General features: G+C 37.5%; 20 protein-coding genes, 1 pseudogene and 1 riboswitch. Of the genes and pseudogenes, 19 read left to right on the top strand and 2 right to left on the bottom strand.

The window, feature by feature from the left end:
* The first annotated feature begins 39 nt into the window (after positions 1–39).
* From RCG22_RS11020 to RCG22_RS10990, 7 genes are all read left to right on the top strand, one after another.
* The gene (locus RCG22_RS11020; protein WP_308106834.1) at positions 40–969 is read left to right on the top strand and encodes a nuclease-related domain-containing protein; all 930 of its coding nucleotides are present in this window, start codon (positions 40–42) and stop codon (positions 967–969) included.
* A 62-nt stretch (positions 970–1,031) separates the two neighbouring features.
* A complete protein-coding gene (pdaA, locus tag RCG22_RS11015) occupies positions 1,032–1,799 on the top strand; it encodes a delta-lactam-biosynthetic de-N-acetylase (RefSeq protein WP_308106833.1) in 768 nt (255 codons plus the stop codon).
* 352 nt (positions 1,800–2,151) lie between these two features.
* A complete protein-coding gene (locus RCG22_RS11010) occupies positions 2,152–3,519 on the top strand; it encodes a rhodanese-like domain-containing protein (protein WP_308106832.1) in 1,368 nt (455 codons plus the stop codon).
* A gap of 159 nt (positions 3,520–3,678) precedes the next feature.
* Positions 3,679–3,990 (top strand): hypothetical protein, encoded by a 312-nt coding sequence (locus RCG22_RS11005; RefSeq protein ID WP_308106831.1) that lies wholly within the window; start codon positions 3,679–3,681, stop codon positions 3,988–3,990.
* Positions 3,991–4,101: 111 nt separating this feature from the next.
* Positions 4,102–5,481: a 23S rRNA (uracil(1939)-C(5))-methyltransferase RlmD gene (rlmD, locus tag RCG22_RS11000; RefSeq protein ID WP_308106830.1), complete on the top strand. Its 1,380-nt coding sequence runs from the start codon at positions 4,102–4,104 to the stop codon at positions 5,479–5,481.
* Between the two features lie 561 nt (positions 5,482–6,042).
* Complete coding sequence (locus RCG22_RS10995; protein ID WP_308106829.1) at positions 6,043–6,333, top strand: hypothetical protein; 291 nt, start codon at positions 6,043–6,045, stop codon at positions 6,331–6,333.
* Positions 6,326–6,637, top strand: coding sequence for a hypothetical protein (locus tag RCG22_RS10990; protein ID WP_308106828.1), 312 nt, complete (start codon positions 6,326–6,328; stop codon positions 6,635–6,637). Before RCG22_RS10995 ends, RCG22_RS10990 begins: the two co-directional genes overlap by 8 nt.
* A gap of 787 nt (positions 6,638–7,424) precedes the next feature.
* Here RCG22_RS10990 and RCG22_RS10985 read toward each other — a convergent pair.
* Positions 7,425–7,889 carry a VOC family protein gene (locus RCG22_RS10985; RefSeq protein WP_308106827.1) on the bottom strand — a complete coding sequence of 155 codons (465 nt, stop codon included), beginning with the start codon at positions 7,887–7,889 and terminating at the stop codon, positions 7,425–7,427.
* Positions 7,890–8,210: 321 nt separating this feature from the next.
* Here RCG22_RS10985 and RCG22_RS10980 point away from each other — a divergent pair, with 321 nt between their 5' ends.
* The 4 genes from RCG22_RS10980 to RCG22_RS10965 all read left to right on the top strand — a co-directional run bounded on the left by RCG22_RS10980 (position 8,211) and on the right by RCG22_RS10965 (position 12,558).
* Positions 8,211–8,372 (top strand): hypothetical protein, encoded by a 162-nt coding sequence (locus RCG22_RS10980; protein ID WP_308106826.1) that lies wholly within the window; start codon positions 8,211–8,213, stop codon positions 8,370–8,372.
* A 433-nt stretch (positions 8,373–8,805) separates the two neighbouring features.
* Positions 8,806–9,219, top strand: a complete 414-nt coding sequence (gene arr, locus RCG22_RS10975) for an NAD(+)--rifampin ADP-ribosyltransferase (protein ID WP_308107133.1) — start codon at positions 8,806–8,808, stop codon at positions 9,217–9,219.
* Between the two features lie 486 nt (positions 9,220–9,705).
* Positions 9,706–10,548: a CPBP family intramembrane glutamic endopeptidase gene (locus tag RCG22_RS10970; protein ID WP_308106825.1), complete on the top strand. Its 843-nt coding sequence runs from the start codon at positions 9,706–9,708 to the stop codon at positions 10,546–10,548.
* Between the two features lie 334 nt (positions 10,549–10,882).
* A riboswitch (purine riboswitch) is annotated at positions 10,883–10,984 on the top strand.
* Positions 10,985–11,262: 278 nt separating this feature from the next.
* Positions 11,263–12,558 carry an NCS2 family permease gene (locus tag RCG22_RS10965; protein ID WP_308106824.1) on the top strand — a complete coding sequence of 432 codons (1,296 nt, stop codon included), beginning with the start codon at positions 11,263–11,265 and terminating at the stop codon, positions 12,556–12,558.
* A gap of 63 nt (positions 12,559–12,621) precedes the next feature.
* Here the strand turns inward: RCG22_RS10965 and RCG22_RS10960 are convergent, their stop codons facing one another.
* Entirely contained in the window at positions 12,622–14,175 is a 1,554-nt protein-coding gene (locus tag RCG22_RS10960) for an ABC-F family ATP-binding cassette domain-containing protein (protein WP_098263527.1), read from the bottom strand.
* A 588-nt stretch (positions 14,176–14,763) separates the two neighbouring features.
* Between RCG22_RS10960 and RCG22_RS10955 the strand changes: the two genes are divergently transcribed.
* The 8 genes and pseudogenes from RCG22_RS10955 to RCG22_RS10920 form a co-directional block, all read left to right on the top strand.
* The gene (locus RCG22_RS10955) at positions 14,764–15,726 is read left to right on the top strand and encodes a tRNA dihydrouridine synthase (RefSeq protein WP_308106823.1); all 963 of its coding nucleotides are present in this window, start codon (positions 14,764–14,766) and stop codon (positions 15,724–15,726) included.
* A 59-nt stretch (positions 15,727–15,785) separates the two neighbouring features.
* A complete protein-coding gene (locus RCG22_RS10950; RefSeq protein WP_308106822.1) occupies positions 15,786–17,375 on the top strand; it encodes an NAD(P)/FAD-dependent oxidoreductase in 1,590 nt (529 codons plus the stop codon).
* A 113-nt stretch (positions 17,376–17,488) separates the two neighbouring features.
* Positions 17,489–18,655, top strand: coding sequence for a D-alanyl-D-alanine carboxypeptidase family protein (locus RCG22_RS10945; RefSeq protein ID WP_308106821.1), 1,167 nt, complete (start codon positions 17,489–17,491; stop codon positions 18,653–18,655).
* Positions 18,656–18,838: 183 nt separating this feature from the next.
* Positions 18,839–19,405, top strand: a complete 567-nt coding sequence (locus RCG22_RS10940; RefSeq protein WP_308106820.1) for a DUF4256 domain-containing protein — start codon at positions 18,839–18,841, stop codon at positions 19,403–19,405.
* A 148-nt stretch (positions 19,406–19,553) separates the two neighbouring features.
* Entirely contained in the window at positions 19,554–22,724 is a 3,171-nt protein-coding gene (locus RCG22_RS10935; RefSeq protein WP_308106819.1) for an ATP-binding cassette domain-containing protein, read from the top strand.
* Between the two features lie 121 nt (positions 22,725–22,845).
* On the top strand, positions 22,846–23,241 hold the full coding sequence (locus RCG22_RS10930) for a VOC family protein (protein ID WP_308106818.1): 396 nt from the start codon (positions 22,846–22,848) through the stop codon (positions 23,239–23,241).
* A 245-nt stretch (positions 23,242–23,486) separates the two neighbouring features.
* Positions 23,487–25,610: a glycoside hydrolase family 3 protein gene (locus RCG22_RS10925; RefSeq protein ID WP_308106817.1), complete on the top strand. Its 2,124-nt coding sequence runs from the start codon at positions 23,487–23,489 to the stop codon at positions 25,608–25,610.
* Positions 25,611–25,777: 167 nt separating this feature from the next.
* A pseudogene (locus RCG22_RS10920) lies at positions 25,778–26,254 on the top strand (M48 family metallopeptidase); the annotation flags it as partial.
* Positions 26,255–26,269: the final 15 nt, after the last annotated feature.

The raw sequence follows: 26,269 nt of genomic DNA, 5'->3' as shown, positions 1-26,269 counted from the left end.
TTATTTGTTTGTTAAAGACCTAACAATTCCCCTAATCTAATGAAAGCGGAAGCTTTGGAAAAAAGAATGCCCCCAAATCACCCCAAACTTAATGATTTAAAGCTATTTATCAAAACCTTACGATCTGGATATAATGGTGAAAGAAATATAAATTATTATCTAGGACAAATTCCCCCAAAAAGGTATCTCATATTCCACGACTTGCGTCTCCCATATGGTAAAGGATACTTTCAAATCGACGTGCTGCTGCTTTCACCAAGAGGTATTCTAATGATTGATGGAAAAAACCACTCTGGCATACTGACTATCGAAAAAAATCAGATGATTCAAGATTATTTAGGCAATAGAGTTATTTATGAAAATCCAATCGCACAAGCCCACCGCCACAACCTACTATTGACTTACTTTCTTGAAAAACACACAATCCCTCCAGTCCCAATTGACTCCCTAGTTGCTGTTTGTAAATCATCCACAGAGGTATGTATTAGTCCTGAATACACAGTTGCTGAAAAAAAGGTTTGCCGAGTAAGTGATATACTTAGAAAAATAGATGAATTTTATCATCAACATAATAAGAACATTCTTGATCATAAAACCATTGAAAAAATTAAAAAACTCCTTATTAAGAACCATACGCCTCTAATTACTGACCTTCTTCAGAAGTTTGCTATTCATAAAACGGATATTATTACTGGGGTTCAATGTCCTAAATGCCTCCAATTTGCAATGAAATACAAGCGGAAAATCTGGCTATGTCCGACTTGTCAATTTATTTCACAAGATGCGTATATAGATGCAATAAAAGATTACTTCTTCCTATACTCTCCATCATTTACAAACATGGAAATACGAACGTTCCTCCATCTTCCATCGACAAGACAAACCGCGTATTTCATTTCTTCCTTAAACTTTCCTTTTACTGGAGCCACAAAAGGCAGAATTTATTATCAACCAGAAAATTACCTTTAAATACTAATAATCTTTTTTCCCCAATTACAAACAATAATAAAAACTAAATAGGGGGAATATGGATGAGAAGATTATTGTGCATCCTCAGTATGCTTTTTTTATTAATATCTCAGAGTACATATGCGGCTGTATCCAATCAGCCGATTCATTGGGGCTTTAAAAAAGGAGCAAACGAACAGCCAGCTGAAGCAGGGTCTGAGCTTGATCAGGTAATCGAAAAATATGGTGCTTTTTATAAAAGTGACCCTAATAAAAAGATTCTTTACCTTACCTTCGATAACGGTTATGAACAAGGCTATACCCCTCAGATTCTTGATATCTTAAAAAAGGAAAAGGTACCTGCCACATTTTTTGTTACGGGACATTACTTGCTTTCCGCAGGCGATATAGTGAAAAGGATGGTAAAAGAGGGACATATAATCGGCAACCACTCGTGGCACCATCCCGATCTGACAACCGTAAGCGACGAAAGGATTCGGGAAGAACTGGAAAAGGTCCGTGTCAAAACGAAAGAATTAACGGGTCAAAAGGAAATGAAATACCTTCGTCCGCCACGCGGTGTTTTTAGTGAAAGAACAATGCAGATAGCTAAAGAACAGGGTTTCACGCATGTCTTCTGGTCACTCGCTTTCGTCGATTGGAATGTGAACGCGCAAAAGGGCTGGCAATATTCTTACGACAATATCATGAAGCAGGTCCATCCCGGTTGTATTATCCTTTTACACACTGTTTCAAAGGATAACGCCGATGCCCTTGAAAAGGTTATTCAGGATTTAAAGAAGAAAGGCTACAAGTTCAAAAGCCTGGATAAATTTCCGATAAAAAAATAATCAAAGCTAAAGGTGAATATAATTTAAATTGCCTTTTAATGATTTATTTTATAATATACAATTTTATCCAAAAGAGGGCGAGAAATATAGAAATAACGGGCAAATTATCTTCCCAAATATCACCCGAAGCTATTTGGGAAAAGTGTAAATTGTATAAAATAAAGGCCGAATTCTTATCTGGAATTCGGTTTATTTTTTGCATTGAAAACAACGCGGCCATAGTTCTAATCATAAAAGCGATTAATTATCATTGGTCTGATGGATAGAATGAATTTATTTAAGAAATTCATTTATTTATAATGGTAAAGGAATCAATATTTGTAACACGTAAATTGTAGGAGGAATAACGTTAATGGTACTTCATAGAAAAACAATCATATTTCTTTTGTTCAGCTGTTTTTTAATCTTATCAGCCTGCTCTAATGTTTCAAAGACAATGAATGAAAAGCCTGATAAAAAGGATTCTACCAATTTAGCAGAATCTATTAAAACCGAAGACTTAAAAGCGAATATTGGAAAAGACGACTGGGTCATTGTTGATACAAGATCGAATGATGCATTTAATGGTTGGGCGTTAGATGGAGTGAAAAGAGGCGGCCATATTAAGGGTGCTGTAGATTTCTCCGCTAACTGGCTTAATGTAGAAGTTGATCAAAAAAATAAAAAATTATCAGATACACTGAAAAGTAAAGGGATTACTTCCGGTAAAAAAGTCGTTCTTTACGATGCCAATGGGAAAGATGCTCAAAGCGTTGCAGAATATCTAAAAGGTGAAGGATTCAAAAACCTATATAAATATGATGTGAAGGAATGGGCAGCCAATCAAGACTTGGCAATGGAAAACTATCCGAATTACGAAATGCTAGTTCCATCATCATGGGTTAACGACCTAACAACGACTAAAAATAACGGAAAGCCTTACAAAATTTTTGAAGTCAGCTGGGGCGATGAAGCGAAGGATTATAAAATCGGCCATATTCCCGGGGCTGTCCATATTAATACGGATGAAGTAGAAGAAGGACCTGTATGGAATCGCCTGAAAGATAAAGAGCTTGAAAAATTCGCATTAAAAAATGGGATTACAACAGACACAACTGTTGTCCTCTATGGCAGTGATTCCATGCCCGCATTTCGTGTTGCAGTGATTTTGAAATATATGGGTGTGCAAGATGTACGAGTTGTAAACGGAGGGTTTACTGCTTGGAAAAATAGTAATTTCGATGTTGAAACAAAGGTAAATGCTAAAGAATCCGTTTCTGCATTTGGAGCTGTGGTTCCTGCAAATCCGGATTATATTATTGACCTGCCAGAAGCAAAAGAGATTCTTGCTAATAAATCTACGAGCACCCTAGTGGATATTAGAAGTTGGGATGAATACATCGGAAAAATATCAGGTTATGATTATATTAAACCAAAAGGGCGTCCTGCCGGTGCCGTTTGGGGACATGCCGGTTCTGATTCAAGCAATCTTGAGGATTTCAGAAATATTGATCATACGATGAGAAACGGATCAGATGTTTTGGCTATGTGGGAAAAGGATGGAATTAATCCAGATAATAAGCTATCCTTTTATTGCGGAACCGGTTGGAGGGCTGCCGAAGTATTATTTTATGCAGACGTTTTAGGCTTAAAAAATATTTCACTTTACGATGGTGGTTGGAATGAATGGAGTATGGATTCCTCCAATCCAGTTGAAAAGGGTGTACCAAACAAGAAATAATAGCTTATTGAAAAAGGCAAACCGTATGTCGGTATTGTCTTTTTCTGTCTACAATAGGAGATCTTACTATGATAAATAAAATAATCTACTTTCTGGTTATTCTCGTTCAATTTTCAGATCTGCATAGCCATCTTCCTTGAAAATCTATCATCTAAAAAAATGGGAGTTGCCAGATATCTAACCTATAAAAAACAAGAATTTGAATCGACCCTATTTACTCCTGCTAATGAGCATCTTTTAATGTACCTTTTGATTTTGGGGACAATCGTGTGTTTAGCCCTCCTGTTGATAAAAAAAGGAGGCGGAGTGGTCTTATTTGCAGCACTTGTCAATAGTATTGGAATCATTTTTATTCAGTTTGAAAAAGAGCTGCAAGCCTATCACTTTTTTATACTTGGCATATTAATCGTTCTAGCTATTCAATATGTTTGGATTACTTACTTTTACCTTAGAAAACCGGAGGTAAAGTAAAACCGAATTTCTGATGGAATTCGGTTTTTCTGCGTGAAACATGCTATAATACGGGGAAAATTAAAATGAAACTATCTGTATGAATTTATGGAATAATTTGGAGTGAAATAGATGAAAACTGATCAAAATATCAAAATTGAACTGAATCAAACCTTTCCGCTGACGATCAAAAGGCTTGGGATTAATGGGGAAGGCGTAGGCTATTTTAAAAAGCAGGTTGTCTTTGTGCCAGGAGCTCTTCCAGGGGAGGAAGTTGTCGTCGAGGCTACAAAGATTAACCCTAAATTTGCTGAGGCAAAAATAAAAAAAATCCGAATTAAATCCCCACATCGTGTCCTGCCGCTTTGCCCGGTTTATGATCAATGCGGAGGATGCCAGTTGCAGCACTTGAAATACGAACAACAACTTAAGGAAAAGCGTGATATTATCATTCAATCACTTGAGCGCCATACAAAAGTTGACATTGGCAAGCTCGATATCCGCGAAACCATTGGCATGGAAGACCCATGGGGATATAGAAACAAGAGCAGTTTTCAACTTAAGGCGGTTGATGGTAAGGTACTAGCTGGACTTTATGGACTAAATTCCCATCAATTAATTAACATTGACGAATGTGCTGTGCAGCACGCCCAAACAAATGAAGCAACATCTGAAGTGAAGCGGATTTTAGAGGAATTAAAAATACCTATATATAATGAAAAATCTAGAAAAGGTATCATTCGAACTATTGTGACGCGTGTTGGCATTCAAACGGGAGAGTTACAAATCGTCCTCATCACAACGCAAAAGGAACTTCCAAAAGAAGACATCATTATTCAGGAAATCCAAAAACGTCTTCCGAATGTGAAATCCATAGTTCAGAACATTAATGGGCAAAAAACTTCCCTAATTTTTGGCGAGGAAACACTCCCGTTAGCAGGTGAAGATTTTATCCAGGAAACACTAGGAGACCTGCAATTCGAGCTTTCAGCTAGGACCTTCTTCCAGTTAAATCCTGTGCAGACGGTAAAGCTCTATAACGAAGTGAAAAAGGCAGCAGCACTTACGGGTCAAGAAAAAGTCGTTGATGCGTATTGCGGAGTGGGTACTATTGGGTTATGGCTTGCCGACCAGGCAGGCGAAGTCCGTGGGATGGATGTCATCACGGAATCTATTGAGGATGCGAAGAAAAACGCGAAGCGTCATGGGTTCACGAATACCAAATATGTACCAGGAAAAGCAGAAGAAGTGCTGCCTAAATGGGTCAAAAAGGGTTGGAAGCCAGATGTCATTGTCGTTGATCCACCTAGAACAGGCCTCGAGGGGCAATTAATCCAAACCATCCTCCAGGCAGAACCAAAAAAGCTCATTTACATCTCATGTAATCCGTCAACCTTGGCTAAGGACATTCAGGCCTTGAGTGCTAAATATGAAGTGAAGTTTATTCAACCCGTGGATATGTTTCCGCATACGGCACACGTGGAGTGTGTGGCGCAGCTAATATTAAAATAATAAGTATTAGTAATTTCAGGTTCAGTCATTTTAGGGCTGAGCCTTTTCTGTTTGTTAAAAGTAAATATCCTAAAAAGAATCTCTATCGACAAAATGCGTCAGAGTTCGAGTTGAGACAGGCACCCATTTCTAAGTGATGACGCATGTGTAGTGTGTAGCAAAAGTAGTATAAAAAAAATTCAAAGAGTATATTTCAAAAATAGAAAAGGCACTTTTTTTCAAATATTGTACTTTCGACAAAATCTAGCAAACTTCGGGTCGTGACAGGCGCCAATTACAACTCAATCATTTATGTACCTTAGAGAACGAAGGAATGCGGGTTTGAAGAGGGTAAAATCAGTGGAGAATAAAATTGAGGTAAATTTAAAGTGATTTAAATTAAATTTAGGCCCATCTTTGATGGGCTTTTTGCGAATCTTAAAAAAGATTGATTATAGATAAAGTTTCTGAAATAAATTATTGCTTCGACAAAATTTGCAAAACCTCTGGTCGTGACCTTTCCTTTTGATTTGTTTTTTTATGCTAAAACCATATGGTATAATATTGAAAAGGACGGTGGTTATGATGGAATACATAACTAAGGAAACTTTGGATAAATATGTGAAGGGAAAAGCAGTAATTGAATTGAAGGATTTTGCTGAGCTCTTTGAAAAAGAATTTGGCATTTTAATTCCATATAGGGAAAAGGTCGACTATGAAAAATCGACTGAAGACCAAAAGCGAAAATTAACTAAAGTAATTTTTTCTAACCAAGATGTATTAGAACAACTCCGAAAAGCTTCAACTGAACGTAATTATGTTGATAACGATGAAGAAGCAATTCAAATTATTAAAGAGGCTAAAAATGGGTAATGATTATTCTGTCAAATGGGAGAGGTCAGCACTTCGTCAGTTGGGTCAACTTTACAACATAGATTATGAAAAAGTTTACAAGTCTTCTAAGTTAATATTATCACGCAATCCTTATGGTCAATCTTTTGGTTCAGCAGACTATCCAAACTTCGAATTTAACGGTTATCATTGGTCTTATATCCATAATACAATTGTAATCTATAGGATTTCTGGGCAAGAGTCAGCTGTTTTTATTGAAGTATGCTACCACGCAAACACAGGTTGGGCATTAAAAGCCTTCTACGGTGAGCATGATCCGCTATAGTGAAAAGTAACATTGTATAGAAAAATTCCCTTAAATTAAAGTAAAAATAATCGATGCTGAATTAGCTTATTTTCAATCTGTATAATCTAGACAGTGAACAGAAGATTATAAACTTTAAGTCGGAAAAAACATTCTTACAATTTGAGCTTTTAACCTATATCGAGGTTAAGGAATTAACACCATTTACTGTTAATCTAAGAACGGACATCAAGTAAACTCACCCACACCCCATGTGTTGCCACATACAATCCGCACACGTGGAGTGTGTGGCGCAGCTAATATTAAAATAATAAGTATTAGTAATTTCAGGTTCAGTCATTTTAGGGCTGAGCCTTTTCTGTTTGTTAAAAGTAAATATCCTAAAAAGAATCTCTATCGACAAAATGCGTCAGAGTTCGGGTTGTGTCAGGCACCCATTTCTAAGTGATGACGCATGTGGAGTGTGTAGCAAAAGTAGTATTAAAAAAATTCAAAGAGTATATTTCAAAAATAGAAAAGGCACTTTTTTTCAAATATTGTACTTTCGACAAAATCTAGCAAACTTCGGGTCGTGACAGGCACCAATTTTAATGTATTTGTCTATGGGTATCGTCTGGAAAATGTGTTACCGTTAAAGAGTTTAAAAAGTAAAAAAAAAGCCTTATCCCTCCGTATTTTAGCGAAGAGTTAGGCTAATGAACCTCCACAAACGCGCCCGATTGCGGAAGATTAAGATAATTATTGATTGCTACTTTAGCTTATTGAAAATGCTAAAGCATCATATATGATGCCATCTTCCAAAATAGTTTTATTTCTTCGTGGATTCTGTCCTCTCGTTAGCTATCTTCCCTCCCCAACTAATAGGACTAACGTCTTTAACGTGCTCCGAAAAAGTCCATACATGCCCCTCTAGATCTTGGGCTGAATATTGACGCTCCCCGTATTCCGTGTTGAAAATCTCCTCCAAAATGCGTGCACCCGAAGATATCGAATGCCTATAATGCTCATCTACATTGTTGACGAATACCATAAGGGACTGCGTTTGGAGTCCAAGTTTACTAGGGCTTGTCATTGTTCGGCTCGAATTTTTAAGCATGACCCAGGCATTGCCTTTATGTATCATCACGCCATGAAGTTGTCCATCGGGGAGATTGAAATGATAGTCTTCGACGAAACCGAACACTGAAGTTAACCAAGCTAAGGCATCAGCAACGTTCTCATAATAAACATGCGGAAGGATGTGATCAGTTGGTACAGAACGATTTTTCACCATAAATAGAACCTCTATTTATTTGTCTATTTTACTAGTTCTCCAATTTTATACAAACACCTCTTAACCTGCCATTGATACGGTCAAAAAAGCCCAATTGTGGTGAAACTAAAGCGTCCGATTATGGAAGAACGATTTTTTTGAAGATAAGAACTTTCATTCCCAGTCTTAGTACTGGGTTTTAGTCTATAAAGGTGCATACATTACAGGAGTGATAATTTCGGGCTTGTGTGACAATTAACTAAGTATTATATGGCTTTGTATGATATTTCCTTTGAATCAATTATAATAAATTTAAGGAAAAGTAAGGGGGGGCTGGCTATAATGAAATGGCAAGGAGCGAGGGAGTTATTCCTAAATAAGTTTCTTTTGGTTTCAATTCTTGATTATCATGAAAAAGGTGACAAGAAAATTGTCGATGTAGTAGCCCCAATAAGAACTATTTCTGAAAAGAACGCAAACAAAGAATTCATTCGCGCAAAATAAGGAACTTTTGTTTATCACTCTTCTAATGAAAAGATTTTGAGAAGTTGAATTTCCGAGTGTACCCATAATAACAATCAATGAATTTGGAGGTAATTAGATGATTATAAAATTTGACCCAAATAACGTTGTTATTAAACTCTGTATGAGTGGAATGGGATTGGAGGATAGTGGAAATATTGAAGATGCAGTCAAGATGTTTCATAAAGCATGGCACGAAGCAACAGACGATTATGAAAGATTTATTGCAGCTTATCATTTAGCCCGTCAACAAAAGAGTATTACAGACAAATTAAAATGGATGGAAACATCTCTACAGTGTGCACTAAAAATAAATGATGATAATGTGAAGAGTGCATACTCAACGTTATATTTAAACATTGCCAAATGTTATGAGGAGTTGTGTGATACTGAGAATGCAAAAAGAAATTTTGAATTGTCAAATTCATTTAATGGTGCTCCTTCTGATGCAGGACCATTTTACCATGGGACAAAGGCAGATTTGAAGGTTGGTGATTTTCTAACAGCAGGTGGAAATTCAAATTACCAATCTGGGCTTAAAATGAACCACATTTATTTCACTGCTAATGCCAATGGCGCAGGACTTGCAGCGGCTTTAGCAAAAGGAGAAGGAAGTGAACGAGTATATCTAATAGAACCAACAGGTGAATTTGAGAACGACCCAAATGTTACTGACAAAAAATTTCCTGGTAACTTAACACGTTCTTATCGTTCAAAAGAACCTTTAAGAATTATTGGTGAAATAACAGAATGGGCGAAACTGACAACTATGGAGCGACGCGAATGGCACGAAAATTTAGCTAAAAACAAAGGCGAAATTATAAACTGAACACAAATCAAGATGGTACAATGCAAATGACTTTTTGAAAATAGAATAACAATGATTAGTGACCAACTCAGCTTAGAATTTATGTCCGGAATCGAAATGAATGAGATCTCTAAGCTCTCTGAATCTTCACCAGCACCCCATGAGTTGCCACATACACTCCGCATATGTTGAGTGTGTGTCGCAGCTTGTTTTAAAATAAAAAGAACGTTCAGCCAAGTTACAAAACTTGGCACTTTGTATGCAAACTTTTTGAGGTCGTATTGGGAGTTAAATAGAAAAAATTGCATACTGCTGGTTGCTAAGCAACTGAATTAAAAAAACATTTATCCAATTCTAATTCACAAAATAATAATGTTGAACACTTTGTGTATTTTTATAAGTAAAATTAGAATAATGCAACACAAGTGGTAAAATATGGATACACGAAGCTTGTTCTCCAAATGATTTTTTAATAACCCTTTAAAGAGAATTTAAATAAAAATTTAAATGAAAAAGAAAGGGCGAAGTATCATGAAAGGGAAAAGGTTTAATGAAATGTGGAAGTATGTGATTAATGCATACTTGTTGTTTTGGGTAATGGTCTTAGGGATTGGCGGGCTGGTATCACAGGTACTACACGGTACACCCGCAGCGATGCAATGGGTTGTTGTAATATGTAGCTGGTCCCCGACGATTGTGCTCCTTGTGATGTTGAAAAAGCTTAAGCCCGGTATAACAGTAAAGGGGTTTTATCAAAAGGCTTTTAAAGAGAAATTGCATATGGGCCATATTTTATTTGTATTTGTAATCGCATCAGGCGTTCTCATATTATCGGCGTTGATTATATCCGCAACCCAAAAGACGTCCATCAACGAGCAGCTTATCTTTGATTCGTCCATACTGCCGAGCGCTCTTTTGTTTACGCTTTTACAGGGAGCTTCCGGCGAGGAATCAGGCTGGCGTGGTTACTTACGACCTGAATTAGAGAAGCGATTTGGATTCATAAGAGGGAACCTTACCTTGGGAGTAATCTGGGCGTTCTGGCACGCGCCTCTTTGGTTTGTCTCGACCGATTACATGGGATGGTCGCTGCTTCTTTATATCATTGAAAATTTAGTACTCCTGACAGCATTGACCTTTATCATGGCAGTTATTATGAAGAAGTGTGATAACCTTTTTAATGCCTTCTGGGTTCACTTCTGTTTTAATTTGTCGATGGTATTCTGTCCGGATGATGCTTATTTCTTTGTGGTATTTACCGCGCTGTATCTGGTAGCTTCATTAATATTACTGAGAGGATATTTACGATCCTCTCACGAGCGATACGAAGCATCAATATTTAAGAATTAATTGAGAAGGTGCGCCGCATGAACTAGAATTTTGTCGGGATAACGATTGGCTATGACCTTTGCCGCAGAAATCGAACAAAACACGGCAAAAATCAACTTGAACTCTGGCAAGAATAATAATAAAGCACATTTGGCCGTGGCCTTCAAGTTTACAACTATGGTTAGTTATTGCTTTTACTGATCTTTTGCTTTTGGATGACCTACCTTGTTTTTTTAATATGTAACATGCACTATGCTTTTACAGGTATGAGAGAAAATCCAGCTAATAAACTTAATAAACTGAATATGATAGTTCATATTGACTATAAACTTTTTTCTTGCTACTATTCTTTTAATAAATTAATAATGAATTACCTTGTATATGTTCAATAATATGGATTGAACGTCTCTACCCGGCTGCCGTAAATAGCCTGTCTACAAGAGCGATAATTAGGCTATTCATGCGCTTTTTATTGACCTTAGTAGATAATATTCCTCCGGCAGTTGGCCGGAGGATTTTTTATAGTATAAGAAGGTATAAGTTTTTGAACTTAGGTTACTGTCTAGCTCCAGCGCCCTAGCGGCTAGTGTCCTTCGCTCTCCGCCCTACGATAAGTCAACATCGAATCGCCTTCGGCTCTTCGTGTTTCCTTTATCTCAGTTGGAGCGCTCCAGGCCATACGCCGCTGACCAGGGCGCTTGCGCTTTTCTTATTTTACTAGATTCGGAGGGCATCATGAGAAACTACTTTCAATTTTCTGAGCGGAAAACTTCCTTTAAACAGGAAACAATTGCTGGAATTACAACCTTTCTTTCAATGGCATACATCCTGGTTGTCAATCCGGTAGTCTTAAGTCAAACAGGTATGGATAAAGGTGCGTTGTTCACGGCAACAGCTCTTTCGGCTATTATTGGTTCCCTATTAATGGGAGTCATCGCAAACTATCCGATTGGTATTGCTCCCAGTATGGGAATTAATGCCTTCTTTACCTTTACAGTATGCATGGGCATGAAAATACCGTGGGAAACAGCGCTGGCTGGGGTTTTTACCGCGGGCGTATTATTTATGATATTAAGCCTGTTAAAAATTCGGGAAAAGATCATTAATATGATTCCGGAGGATTTAAAATATGCGATTGCCGGTGGAATTGGTTTCTTTGTTGCATTTATTGGTTTGAAGAATGCCGGAATTGTTACTTCCAGCGAAGCTACCTTTGTGACAATCGGAAATTTAAAATCTGCACCAACAGTACTTGCGATTGTTTGTTTTATGATAACGATTATTCTATTAAATAGGGGAGTCAAGGGTGGGATTTTTTACGGGATGGTGCTTTCAACTATTCTTGGCATCGTATTTGGGGTCATAAAAGCCCCTCATGCCATTATGGGAAGTATACCTAGCCTTCATCCTACCTTTGGGGTAGTTTTCGGCCATTTGGATGATATCTTCAATCCAAAAATCCTTGCTGTTATCTTTATCTTTTTGTTTGTCGCCTTTTTTGATACAGCTGGTGCGTTAATTGCCATTGCCAGCCAAGCAGGTTTAATGAAAGATAACCAAATTCCAAATGCAGGAAAAGCTCTTCTTGCAGATTCAATGTCTGCCGTTGTTGGATCTATTTTAGGTACGTCTACTACTGCTTCATTCGTAGAGTCCACAGCTGGAATTGGGGTTGGCGGCAGGACAGGTTTTACTTCAATCATTATTTCAGCATGTTTTATCGTTTCGTTATTTTTTTCACCTGTTCTTTCTATAGTTACTCCTGAGGTAACAGCACCTGCTCTTATTATTGTGGGAGCGATGATGGCAACGCAATTAAGCAAAATTAACTGGAGCAATTTGGCTATAGTGATTCCGAGTTTCATCACGATTATTATGATGCCATTGACCTATAGTATCGCAACAGGTATTGCTCTTGGCTTTATCCTTTACCCAATCAGTATGATTGCAATGAAAAAAACAAGAGAAGTCCATCCGTTTATGTATGTTCTTTGTGTAACATTTATAGGTTATTTTGTATTTGTGATTTAAAACCTTTTTAAAAAAGGGGTACCCAAGTGAATGTTTATTCAGTGGGTACCCCTTATTCTTTATTTAAAACACTTTCGTAGTCCAATCCTCACAATTCCAAATATCGGTCGCAATTTCACGATAGAAATCAGGTTCGTGGGATACCATCAAGATACTTCCGCGGTAGGCCTTTAAAGCACGCTTCAATTCTTCTTTTGCGTCAACATCCAAGTGGTTGGTAGGTTCGTCTAGTATTAATAAATTCGTTTCTGTGTTTAAAATTTTACACAATCGAACTTTGGCTTTTTCGCCACCAGAAAGGACTTCAACTTTACTTTCAATATGCTTCGTCGTTAAACCGCATTTTGCAAGAGCAGCTCGGACTTCAGCCTGATTCATACTTGGGAACTCGCTCCAAATCTCTTCAATACAAGTATTGTAGTTGGACTGTTTAACTTCCTGCTCGAAGTAACCGATGTGTTGATACTCACCACGTTCCACTTTACCCGAAATGGGATCAATCAACCCAAGAATACTTTTTAAAAGAGTAGACTTACCAATCCCGTTTGCACCGACGAATGCGACTTTTTGTCCGCGTTCCATTTTCAAATTCAGAGGGCGAGAAAGGGGTTCATTGTAACCAATAACAAGATCTTCAGCCGTGAAAATATAACGACTAGCTGCACGAGCTTCTTTGAAGTTAAACTCTGGTTTCGGCTTCTCTCTCCCCAATTCAATAACGTCCATTTTGTCGAGCTTCTTCTGACGAGACATCGCCATATTACGTGTCGCAACACTTGCCTTGTTACGTGCAACGAAATCTTTCAAATCAGCAATTTCTTGTTGTTGACGCTTGTAAGCAGACTCTAGCTGTTGCTTCTTCATTTCATATATATTTAAGAAGTTATCATAGTCGCCGACATAACGATTCAACTCTTGATTTTCCATGTGATAGATCAAGTTAACAACATTGTTCAGGAATGGAATATCATGTGAAATCAAGATAAATGCATTCTCATATTCCTGTAAATAGCGCTTCAACCATTCGATATGCTGTTCATCCAAATAGTTCGTAGGTTCGTCTAGTAATAGGATTTCAGGCTTTTCTAGCAAAAGCTTAGCTAGCAAAACTTTGGTACGCTGTCCGCCGCTAAGGTCATCTACATCTCGATCGAGTCCAACATCATCTAATCCTAGACCACGAGCAACTTCCTCCACTTTTGAATTAATTCGATAGAAATCATTACTATCTAAAGTTTCTTGCAACTCTCCAACTTCTGCAAGTAATGCATCGATATCAGCACCTTCATCACCCATTTTTGCATAAAGGTCATTGATCTCTGATTCAGCATCAAAAAGATATTGAAAAGCAGTACTCAAAGCTTCACGCATCGTAGTACCTTTTTGAAGTACAGCATGCTGGTCTAAATAACCAACACGAACTTTTCGTGACCACTCAACTTTCCCTTCGTCGGGTTGCAACTTTCCAGTAACAATATTCATGAAGGTAGACTTACCCTCACCATTTGCTCCAACTAGTCCAATGTGCTCTCCTTTTAAAAGTCGAAAAGATACATTATTAAAAATCGCACGATCACCGAAACCGTGACTTAAATTCTTTACGTTTAATACGCTCATTTTTCTAACCCCTTATCTAATGTCACATGTGGATATCTTACTAGATTTTAGCTGCTTTTTCTATATTGAAGTAATTTTTTGTGAAAAATGTCATTCGATTTTTGGGCTAAATTGGAATTCTGCCCCATCTTAATACTATGAGATTATTGAATTAAATTTTTTGAACATCTAACAATTGGGTAAAGGTCTATTATACAACCCAAACTGTAGGGAAGGTATGAGTTATTCGCATGTGGGAATAACTGTACAAAAAATGAAAGAATTGGTTCAGTTCTAGTTTGAACTTTTTTTAAAACAAGAGTCCACATACACTCTACACCTGTAGTTTTAATTTAAATAAAACCGATCTGGCCCAGTCTTTAAGACTGGTTTATTTTGTATGTAAATCTAGCTAACCTATATATATTTTGCAGGAATTCGGATGGTGTGGGCATCAAGAAGGAAATTGGTGATAATATACATTCCCGAACTGATTGATAAAAAGTGCTAAAGCATGGTATAAGTGTAAAGGTAGCAAGGACTTTCGGCTTTTTTAATTTTGAGAGAAGGGGTGCCCTGGTATCTCATAATGGAGGATTTGAATTTACTATGAAAGAAAATTTTTGGCGTGATTTACCACGACCTTTTTTTATACTAGCACCAATGGAAGATGTAACAGATGTTGTTTTTCGTCATGTAGTAAGTGAAGCCGGTCGACCGGATGTATTTTTCACAGAGTTTACCAACTCGGATAGCTATTGTCATCCAGAGGGCATAAAAAGTGTGCGTGGCCGTTTGACTTTTACAGAAGATGAACAGCCAATCGTGGCACATATTTGGGGGGATAATCCCGAATATTTCCGTCAAATGAGTATTGGCATGGCAGAACTAGGATTTAAAGGCATCGATATTAATATGGGCTGTCCTGTACCAAATGTGGCATCGAGAGGGAAAGGGAGTGGACTTATTCTGCGTCCAGACGTTGCGGCAGAACTGATTCAAGCAGCAAAAGCGGGCGGACTGCCTGTCAGTGTGAAAACACGACTTGGCGATAAGGATTTAACTGAGTGGGAGGAATGGCTAGCGCATATTTTAAAACAGGATATTGCGAACCTTTCTATTCATTTACGAACAAGAAAGGAAATGAGCCAAGTAGATGCGCATTGGGAGCTAATTCCGGAAATCAAAAAATTACGTGACCGTATTGCACCAAATACGCTGTTAACGATCAATGGAGACATTCCTGACCGTCAAACTGGGCTGCAGCTTGCTGAACAATATGGTATTGATGGCGTTATGATCGGTCGAGGTATTTTTAAAAACCCTTTTGCTTTTGAAAAAGAGCCAAAAGAGCATAGCAGTAAAGAATACCTTGATCTTTTAAGACTGCAGCTGGATCTTCAAGATCAATATGCGGAAGTACTGCCACGTTCAATCACAGGGCTTCATCGCTTTTTCAAAATTTATGTCAAAGGATTTCCTGGAGCTGGTGGATTAAGAAATCAATTGATGAACACGAAATCAACAGATGAAGTGCGCACATTGCTTGATAACTTTGGAAAAGAATGTTGATGGGACGGGGACAGTGATATGATAAAAGCTGCAAAAATAAATTTAGGATGGAATTTAACATGTTAAGAATAAGTAATATTAAGCTTCGTGCTGATTTTGACCCAAGTAAGGAAAAGGATCTTTTAGCTCAGAAAATCCAAAAAATACTAAAGGTCAAACAGGAGAAAATATCGTTTTTCAGTATATCTAAGAAGTCGATTGACGCCAGGGAAAAAAATACTGTTCAGCTTGTTTATTCAGTTGATGTTGAAATTGAAAACGAGAAATCGTATGTAGGAATAAAAAATGTTTCTTCCTTTGAACCATCAGAGTATGTGATCAAGAAAACTCAAAAAACCACCCGTCCTGTAGTAGTTGGGAGTGGACCTGCTGGTCTTTTCTGTGCCTTAGTATTAGCAGAACATGGATTAAACCCAATTGTAGTAGAGCAGGGAATGGATGTCGATCGAAGAAAAATGGCTGTTGATAAATTTTGGAAAAACGGCGAACTTGAAACGAGTAGTAATGTCCAATTTGGTGAAGGTGGAGCAGGAACATTTTCAGATGGGAAATTAACAACAGGGGTAAAAAATACTAGAATTCCGAAAATATTAAAGGAATTCGTAGAAGCGGGTGCTCCTAGTAAGATCGCTTATTTATCAAAGCCCCATATTGGAACGGACATTTTGATAAATGTTGTTAGAAATATTCGAAAAAAAATCGAACGACTGGGTGGGGAAGTGCGTTTCGAAACGAAAATGAAGGAACTTATTATCGAAAATGGTGAAGTTAGAGGCGTGCTGCTAGAAAGACTAGGAGAGTCTGAGACAATAGAAACCGATGCGGTGGTATTGGCGATTGGGCATAGTGCTCGAGACACTTTTTATATGTTAAAGGATTTAGGTGTAGACATGATACCGAAGCCTTTTGCTGTAGGTGTGCGTATTGAACATCACCAAAAAGACATCGATTTACAGCAATTCGGTAGCTTTGCAAATAATCCACTTCTTGGTGCTTCTGAGTATAAGTTGAATGCCCATCTTCCCAATGGACGTGGTGTTTACACGTTTTGTATGTGCCCTGGAGGTCATGTTGTTGCTGCCGCATCGGAGAAAAATGCTGTAGTTACAAATGGTATGAGCTATAGCGCAAGAAGTGGTGAAAATGCGAACAGTGCATTGCTTGTTTCTATCACACCAAATGATTTTAATGGAGATATCTTGGGGGCTATAGAGTTTCAAAGAAAACTTGAGCGAAAAGCTTTTGAACTTGGTGGCAGTAATTATTTTGCACCAGTACAATTGGTCGGCGACTTTTTAGAAAATAGGGGTAGTAAACAACTTGGCGATATCATTCCAACTTATACCCCGGGGGTTACACCAACGGACTTAAGAGAATGTCTTGATGATTTTATCGTTGATAGTTTAAAAGACGGGTTGCGAGTCATGGATAAAAAACTTGCGGGCTTTATCAAACATGATGCCGTTTTATCAGCTGTCGAAAGCCGAAGTTCATCACCAGTTACAATTAAGCGGAATCCGCTGACATTTGAGACGAACATCAAAGGGTTATACCCTTGTGGTGAAGGTGCAGGTTATGCTGGCGGGATCACGTCAAGTGCTGTTGACGGGATAAAATGTGCAGAAGCGTTAATGGAGATTGAAGTTTAGTTTTTGATATACACATTGATTTTCTGTGCTACAAAGAGGATCTCAATAATTTAACACTCCCTCATTTATTATACATACCTTATTATGTAGGATTTATTAAGGGAGTGAGGTATGTGTTTTGGAATCACACTTGGACTGCAGGGTATCGAACCATAAATTATGTTGTGCAAAAGGGAGATACGCTGTATTCCATTGCAAAAAGATTTAATACAACCATTCAAAATATAAAGAATGCAAACCATTTAATAAGCGATTCAATATATCCTGGACAATCGTTAACTATTCCAGAAGCTATATCTTACGTTGTAAAACCAGGAGATTACTTATATACAATTGCTAATAAATTTAATACTACTGTCCAGAATATAAAGAATGCAAACCATTTAACAAGTGATTTAATTTATCCAGGACAAACATTATTAATCCCTGCACCACTTGGAATAACCCTGCCGGAGGGAGTATTCGGTATTGGAAGCCATGGTCCCAATGTAGTAAAAATACAGCAGGCATTGGTATCTATGGGTTTTAATATTCAACCGGACGGTGTCTATGGTCCTATCACTTCAAATATTATCTTGGATTTACAAAAAAAATACCCGGAAGTATTAGTTGCTGATGGCGTATATGGACCCAAAACAAAAGAAATTTTACAAAAGCTTATATCTTCAAACTATAAAGTAGTACAAAATCCCGACAATATAATGGTGTTAGTAAATAAATTTAATGCTCTTCTTCCTTCTTATGTCCCTAAAAATTTAACTGTAACAGATATTCCATTTTACTTTTCGGAATTCCGACAACAAAAACTGATGCAACCAGAAGCGGCTAAGGCGGTTGAGGCTCTATTCGCTAAAGCGGAGAGGGACAATATCAATTTAACTGGTGTTTCGGGCTACCGTTCTTACGACTATCAAGTCGATCTTTTCTCAAGAAATATAAAAGCGAATCCCAACGCCAATCAAGTTAGTGCTCGACCTGGCGAAAGCGAACATCAAACGGGCTTAAGCATAGATATTTCCAGTCCATCAGTAGGTAATTCTCTCAGCCAATCCCTTGGTGATACAAAAGAAGGAAAGTGGTTAGTACAAAACGCACCTAATTTTGGTTTTATTATACGATTTCCAAAAGGAAAAGAAAGTATCACGGGGTATCAATATGAGCCTTGGCATATTCGTTATGTAGGAAAAGAGGCAGCAAAGGAAATAGCTAGTCGAAACATAACCTTGGAAGAGTATCTCGGTCAACTTCCTATTAATCGAATGAATTCTATTTATAGATAAGGTGTTCAAAACTGTTTGTTTTAAAATACGAAGCTAAAAGATGGAGTGGAGCTTGTGCCCACTCCCTTTCTTTTTTTTCTCCGTCTAAGTTTGATATTCTCGCAAACTAATTGGATATAATGTTATTAAACATAATCAAACTTCGGGCCGTGTCAGGCACCGTAAATCTATAGGAGGTTTAGTATGAACAATGAAAAAAGGATGTTGTCACCAGAACAACATGAAGAAATACTTAGAATATTAAAAGCCCGTTTTGAGAAAAACATGGATCGCCATAAAGACCTTGAATGGGCTAATATACAAGCAAGGCTAGAAACAAATACTGAAAAACTGTGGTCGCTTTGTGAAATGGAAAGAACAGGCGGTGAACCGGATGTTATCGATCATGATAAACAGGAGGGCGAATACATTTTTTATGATTGTTCAGCGGAAAGTCCTAAAGGCCGTAGAAGTGTTTGTTATGATCGTGAAGCACTGGAGTCAAGGAAAGAACACAAACCAAAAAACAACGCTTTAGATATGGCTGCTGACATGGGTATTGAGATTTTAACGGAAGAACAATACCGGGAGATGCAGAGACTTGGAAAATTCGATACTAAAACATCAAGCTGGGTGAGAACGCCTGATAATATTAGAAAACTAGGTGGGGCTATCTTTTGTGATCGTCGCTACGATACTGTCTTTGTGTACCATAATGGAGCAGAATCCTACTATGCTGCCAGGGGTTTCCGAGGCTCGCTAAGAGTCTAAATTTTGGTTGGAAAAGATTTGTATTTGCCAAGCTGGATTTTCCAAAGGTTATAAAATGATTTTATAGTACCGCTAATTATATTAGTGGTACTTTTTAAGTTGTGCTAACATGGCAATACTAGAGTTAGAGAATGGGGAGGAGAGTGCTATGAAAATAAATCAATTAATTGCGAACAATATTAACAAATTAGATGCAGCACTTCCGGCTGATCAATCGTTAGGAATTGCTGGTTTGTCCGGATCTGGTAAGACAACTTTTTGTCAAACCATTGGTGAAGAATCCAAGAAGCGTCTCGTTTCCTTATTGCCAAAGGCTGATTATCAGTATTTATTTCCTAATATAATGGAAACCAATTTTAGTGCTATCAAAATGGAAGAAATGCCACTTGTACTTTTTCTGGGAAGATCATCAATTTCTTCCAATCCGCGTTCAACAATTGGTACACATACTGGCGTATTTACAGAGATTCGTGTGGCTCTTGCTGAAAAGTATAATCTTTCTCCGGAAGTTTTTTCATTTAATAATCCGTTAGGCTGGTGTCCGGATTGTAAAGGACGCGGTACTACTAAAAATGTCGAATGTAAAAAGTGTAAGGGAAAGCGCTATAATCAAGAAGTTGAACAATATAGTATTGAATTATTTGATCAACCACATTGTATTTCCGATATCAACAACTTAAGCATGGAATCTATTTTATCACTAGCAGAAGTTTTACATATTAGCGAAGCGAAACAGCATATTCTCAAAAATATCATCAATATGAATATTGGCTACTTAACATTAAATCGAATCATGGGTACATTATCTGGTGGAGAATTAACGCGACTATACTTAGCAGAATTCATGGCAACCAGTGAAAATACCGTAATTATTATTGATGAAATCTCGGTTGGCCTGGATCACCAAACACTATTGAAAATTTTAGAACAGATTAAACAATTAGGCTATAACAACCAAATTTGGTTCATTGATCATTCTGACACCGTGCTAGATACAACGGATGACCAAGTATTCTTTGGCCCCGGCAGTGGGAAATATGGCGGGGAAATTGTAGAAGAATCACCACGTCCCAAACCAATCATTTGGGAAAGAAATAAGACTGTGCCAGCAGATTATTATCATTTTCAAGATCTTTACTTCCGTAATATTCAACTGGCTGAAATTCAAATACCCCAAAATAGACTTGTAACCGTTACGGGTGAATCCGGTTGTGGTAAATCTACGCTAGTCAATGAATGTATTGCCAAAGATTTTCAGAAGCGTTATCCCAAAGACAAACTAGTAATGGTCGGGCAAGATCGGAACCAATCGATTACTAGTCGTTCAACTGTTGCGACATTTCTTGATATTAAAAGGAAAATTACAAAATATAGTGAAGATATTGATGATCTATTCGAGCGTTCGATTGAAGATATTATTGATGAACTTCCAAATCAAGATATCGCACATCAACGGTTGAGTTTGCTGATTAAGCTGGGACTAGGTTATTTGACATTAGAAAGAAAAACTCGGGACTTATCGACTGGTGAATTTCAATGTGTTCATTTAGTTTCGGAGTTGTTTGCGAACTCAAGAAACCCACATACACTTTTCATTTTTGATGAACCTTCAAAAGGTTTATCACAAAATATTTTAAATCAATTCATTGATAGTGCCAGGGGAATACTAAATGATGAATCAGTTTCTATCATGATGATTGAACATAATCCCTATATGTTAGAAAGCTCTGATTTTATCGTTGATTTTGGTAAAAGAAAGATTGAACCTGTCACTCATCTTGAAGTTGTCAGTCATAACGAATATTTCCAGCTTAAAAATAAGGAAGTTATTGCACTTCCATCGCATATCACTTCGACACTCAAAGCGCAAAATGGGATTAATTATTTAAGAGAAAACCATATCGCCTATTTTAAAAATGCAGAAAATGTCTTTAAGGGCGGTATCTTAAAAAGCTTATCATCAATGGCTCGTTTAATTTACGGCGAATACGAATCTGACACCATTGCACCTGTCATTGCTATAGATTTTGAAAGACATTTGTATAGTCAATATAGTTTTCTCTATGAACTGGGCGGTGTGATCAACCATATTGTGGCGACGCATCCGACCAATAAAGATACGAGAAGCTTCGATTTCTATTCACAGGACAATCATTGTCCATCATGCTCAGGACGTCTTAAAATTGGAATATTTGATAAAGATCTTGTCATTCAGGACAAAACCGTTCCATTCTGGGATGGGCTATTTTATCCTGAAGTGATGGAAGTATTAAAATATTATCAATATCCAAAAATAGAGTTTCTATTTGAGGAAATTAAGAATGAGCTCGGGTTTGATCTGACGAAAAGTTACAACGAGATGTCAGAAGAAGAAAAGCATATTTTTTGGTACGGATATTTTGAAAAGACATTCTATGATAAAGCAGGCAAGACACAGAGGACCTGGGTAGGCTTTAATACCATCGTTGGTGGGTATATGGTCATTTCAAAATCAGTGATTAAAGAGAAAATGAAAGCATCAAAAGAAAAAATCACCTGTCCGATTTGTCATGGAACGGTACTTAATCATCATAAACAACTTATATTTGGTGATACAGATATTCGTGAAATAATCAATCAGCCACTCGATCAAGTGTTACAAATAGTTGGTGAGTTACCTGTACTCGTAAAGCTAAAGTCTATTGTTGGTGGCGATATGACTTTGACGGAAGATGTCTCCTTGCTGACAAGGGAAACACAAGTCGCATTGAAAATGTTTGAATTGGAACACGCCAGCTTTACAGGTTATGAAATGGTATTACAAAATGTCTTACCATTCTGGGGATGCATTAAAGACAATATCGAATCCATCAGCATCCATAATCAGGTTAGTATCTGTGATTTTCCTACTATCTATGAAACAAGGGAAACTATCATTGATAAGTATTTCACGAATGGTAAATACAAAAAACTAACGTATGTTTATGAAGCGTTTGGTTACAAAAAAATAGTCACTCAATTGAATAAAATTATTAAAAGTCATCCATGTCGATTCTGTAAAGGGAAGAAAGTCATTACAGAAGAGAATCTCCATGATGGCGTGTTTAAATTAACGATACCATGTGTGAGTTGTCAGGCAAGTGGTATCAATACTGAAGGCCGCAAGGAAATGGTTGAAGATATACCAGTAGTAACATGGTTAACGGGTAAAGTTAGGGATGTTGTTCCTGAAAGCTTGTATACAGAAGCTGTTGCTGATATTCCAATTTACAATCGTATTCGTGAGTTAAATAAACGGGATATGATGGCAGTTTATCGATGCCTTGAGCAAAATAATTAAAGTATTTCATTCCAAACACCATATTTTAGTGGAAATTGAATATAACTCCACTATTGATATAATAATGATAGACAATTATAGTCAATTACACATTATGCTTTTGAAAAAATAGGAGGATATTATGGGAAGATTAGTGCATTTTGAAATTCATGTGAGTGAAATGGAACGAGCGAAAAAGTTTTATGGTGAGGTATTCGGTTGGTCATTTCAAGACTGGAGCGAATATGCAGGTATGCCGTACTTTGGAGCGGTGACCGGCGATGAGAATGAGCCAGGGATCAATGGTGCTTTAATGCAACGTCAAGGTCCTCCCCCAGAACCAAACCAACCTTTAAATGGATTTGCATGTACCATGGGTGTGGAAAATTACGATGTCACGGAAGCCAAAATTATTGGGAATGGCGGCAAGGTCGCAATGGCCAAATATGCTTTGCCTGGTATGGCTTGGCAGGGATACTATATTGATACAGAAGGCAATATTATTGGAATTCATCAACCTGATGCGAATGCAAAATAGGTAGTACATAATCGCAAGAGAAAGGTAGAATCATCTGCCTTTCTATTTTTTTGCGGTCTTTTATTTTAAAGAATTTCCGATACCTATAAAAAGGTTTTAAAACTTGTAAGCAATAATATGTGTAAAAATGAATCCCTATTGCTAAAATAAAACGATGAGTAATCAAGATAGATCTTTTCCCGAAATAATTTTTTAAAAAATCAATCTTTTAATACCCTGGTCGAAAAAGTTTAGGAGGCATTAATTTGGAACAGAAGCATAAACAACCGAACTTAGAAGTCAGAGTCAAGAACATCATTGAAGTGGATGGATTAAAATTTAAAGATTTAAATAACAGTGGGAAATTAGAACCTTATAAGGACTGGCGTTTAAGTCCGGGAGAACGCGCAGAGAACCTTGTCTCATTGATGAATATTGATGAAAAAGTCGGGATGATGCTTATTAATACTCGCCAAATGGGTCTTTCTCAAAAAGATAAGAGTAAGACAAGCCATGATGGTTTGTTGGATGAAGGGATTGTCGAAAAGGGCGAGACAATTTTTGCTTTGGCAAAAGTATATGGTACAACGCATACGATTGAAAACATGCATTTACGCCACTTTATTCTAAGAGACAATTGGAGCCCATCTGAAATGGCAGAATGGGTGAATACCATGAATGAAGTATGTGAGGGGTCACGTCTTGGTATTCCGTGTTTAATCGCATCAAATTCAAGAAACGAAAATACAGAATTCATTTTTGGGATGAATGATGCGGCTGGGATTTTTTCCACATGGCCTGGAACGCTAGGACTTGCTGCAGCGGCAAAGGGCGATATCAAAAATGGCGGTGATGCCTCCCTTATTAGCCAATTCGCCCAAATTGCTCATGATGAATGGGATGCTGTGGGTTTAAGAAAAGGATATATGTATATGGCGGATACTGTTACGGACCCGAGATGGCAGCGGATATATGGTACATTCGGTGAAGACCCAGAATTTATAACTGATGCAATTGGCCGTATCATTGACGGCTTTCAAGGGAAGACCCTTGGAAATCATAGTATTTCAATGACGACCAAGCATTTTCCAGGCGGTGGACCAAGGGAAAATGGATTTGATCCCCATTATGAAGAGGGGAAATGGAACCTATACCCAACTCCAGGAAGCCTAGAAAAGTATCACCTGCCTTCATTTCGGGCAGCAGTCGAACACGGGACTTCTTCCATGATGCCATATTATTCGATTCCTAGTATTAGGAAAAGTGTAGAACAAGAATTCGAAGGGGAAGTCATTCCTTTCGAAGAGGTTGGTTTTACTTTTAATGAATATTTCTTAAATAAGATCCTAAGAGAAAAATTAGGGTTTAAAGGCTATATAAATAGCGATAGCGGCGTCACAAGTAAAATGAGCTGGGGGGTTGAAACCTTAAGCGAGGCGGAACGCTTTGCTAAAGCGATTAATGCGGGGACAGATCTTATTTCTGACACGAATGATATTGAAAACCTTAAAACAGCGATCGAAAATGGTTGGATTAGTGAAGAGCGTATTAATGAAGCAAATGTACGTCTCCTTACAGAAATGTTTGCTTTAGGATTATTTGATGATCGTACCTATGTTTCACCCGACCAGGCTGCTGAAGCAGTGAAAAACCCAGCTAACTGGGAAGCGGCATATGAAGCGCATAAAAAATCAGTAACCGTGCTTAAAAATCACAATCAAACCTTACCATTAACAGGTGAAAAGCTTGAGGGTAAGAAGGTTTATGTAGAGGTGTTCCATAAGGAACCGGAGCGGGCCACTTCTTATACAGAAAAAGCAAGACAGGAATGTCAAGAGCTTGGTCAATTTACTTTGACCGATAACCATAAAGAAGCTGACATAGCTTTCTTGTTTTTAAGTCCAAAATCCGGAGCTTATTTCAATGCGACACCAGGACTATTAGAACTTGAAATCTGTGAAGATAAAACGGTATCCGCTTTGGATGGTACTACCTATCAAGAAACGACTTTGACTGGTATGAACCATTTAAAGGAAGTAGCGGACAGTATCCATATTCGTGGTGGAAAAGTAATCATAAGCGTGAATGTCATTCTACCTTGGATCCTTGGTAATGTTGAACCTCTTGCAGATGTCTTAATCGCAGGATACGATACTTACTACAAGGCACATTATGAGGTAATTGCAGGCAATAGCCGTCCGGTAGGTGTTTTACCGTTAACATTACCAGCGAGTGAAGCAGTCATTGCGGTTGATGAAAATGGAGATTGCGTGTCAAGAAATGATGTACCAGGCTATGACAAGGACAAATATATGCCTGAAGGACTTACCTATGCATATAAAGATAGCGATGGTAATATCTATCAACTTGGTCATGGACTAACATTTTAATAATAGGTATTGATTAACTGTATATTCAAAATCATCATCTATCGCTCGAAAGGTATGGTATAATATCGTCAACTCAAAAGCGTTAAACCTTGAATATTGAGGGTTTAACGCTTTTTTATCCATTGTCATAAATGTAGGTGATTTATTTAATGATACATAATTATTTAGGTCAGAGTTTTCTTTATTTAGGAAACGAATATCCCATTCAGGTCTCTCAAGAAATAGATATCAAGCAAGACTATGTAGTGTTTGACGGGGATAAGTTAAATATATATGTGAAACAACTTGAAGATGAGAAAATAAAACAAGCATTAAAACGGTTTTATTATCAGCAATGTAAAACATTAGTAGAGAGAAGTATTCGTTCCTATCAAAGCAACTTTAAAACAAAACCAAGGTCTATTCGTATTACAGATAATAACAAGAACTGGGGAACTTGTGATTTCAGGCAGCAGTTAACATTCAATTGGAAGCTAGCGATGGCACCATTAAAGGTGATAGATTATGTAGTCGTTCATGAAATGTGCCATATGGTTCATCTGAATCATGATCGATCTTTTTGGCGACTTGTTGGAAAAATAATCCCCGATTATGTGCAAATGGAAAACTGGTTAGCATTATCAAGCTGGAAAATGACTGTCTAACTTAGTAAATTATTT

It is taken from the genome of Neobacillus nitrireducens (genome assembly GCF_030915405.1).
Lineage (GTDB): Bacteria > Bacillota > Bacilli > Bacillales > Cytobacillaceae > Neobacillus.
Note: the sequence above shows the minus strand (reverse complement) of the source record. Positions and strands in the feature narration are given on the sequence as shown.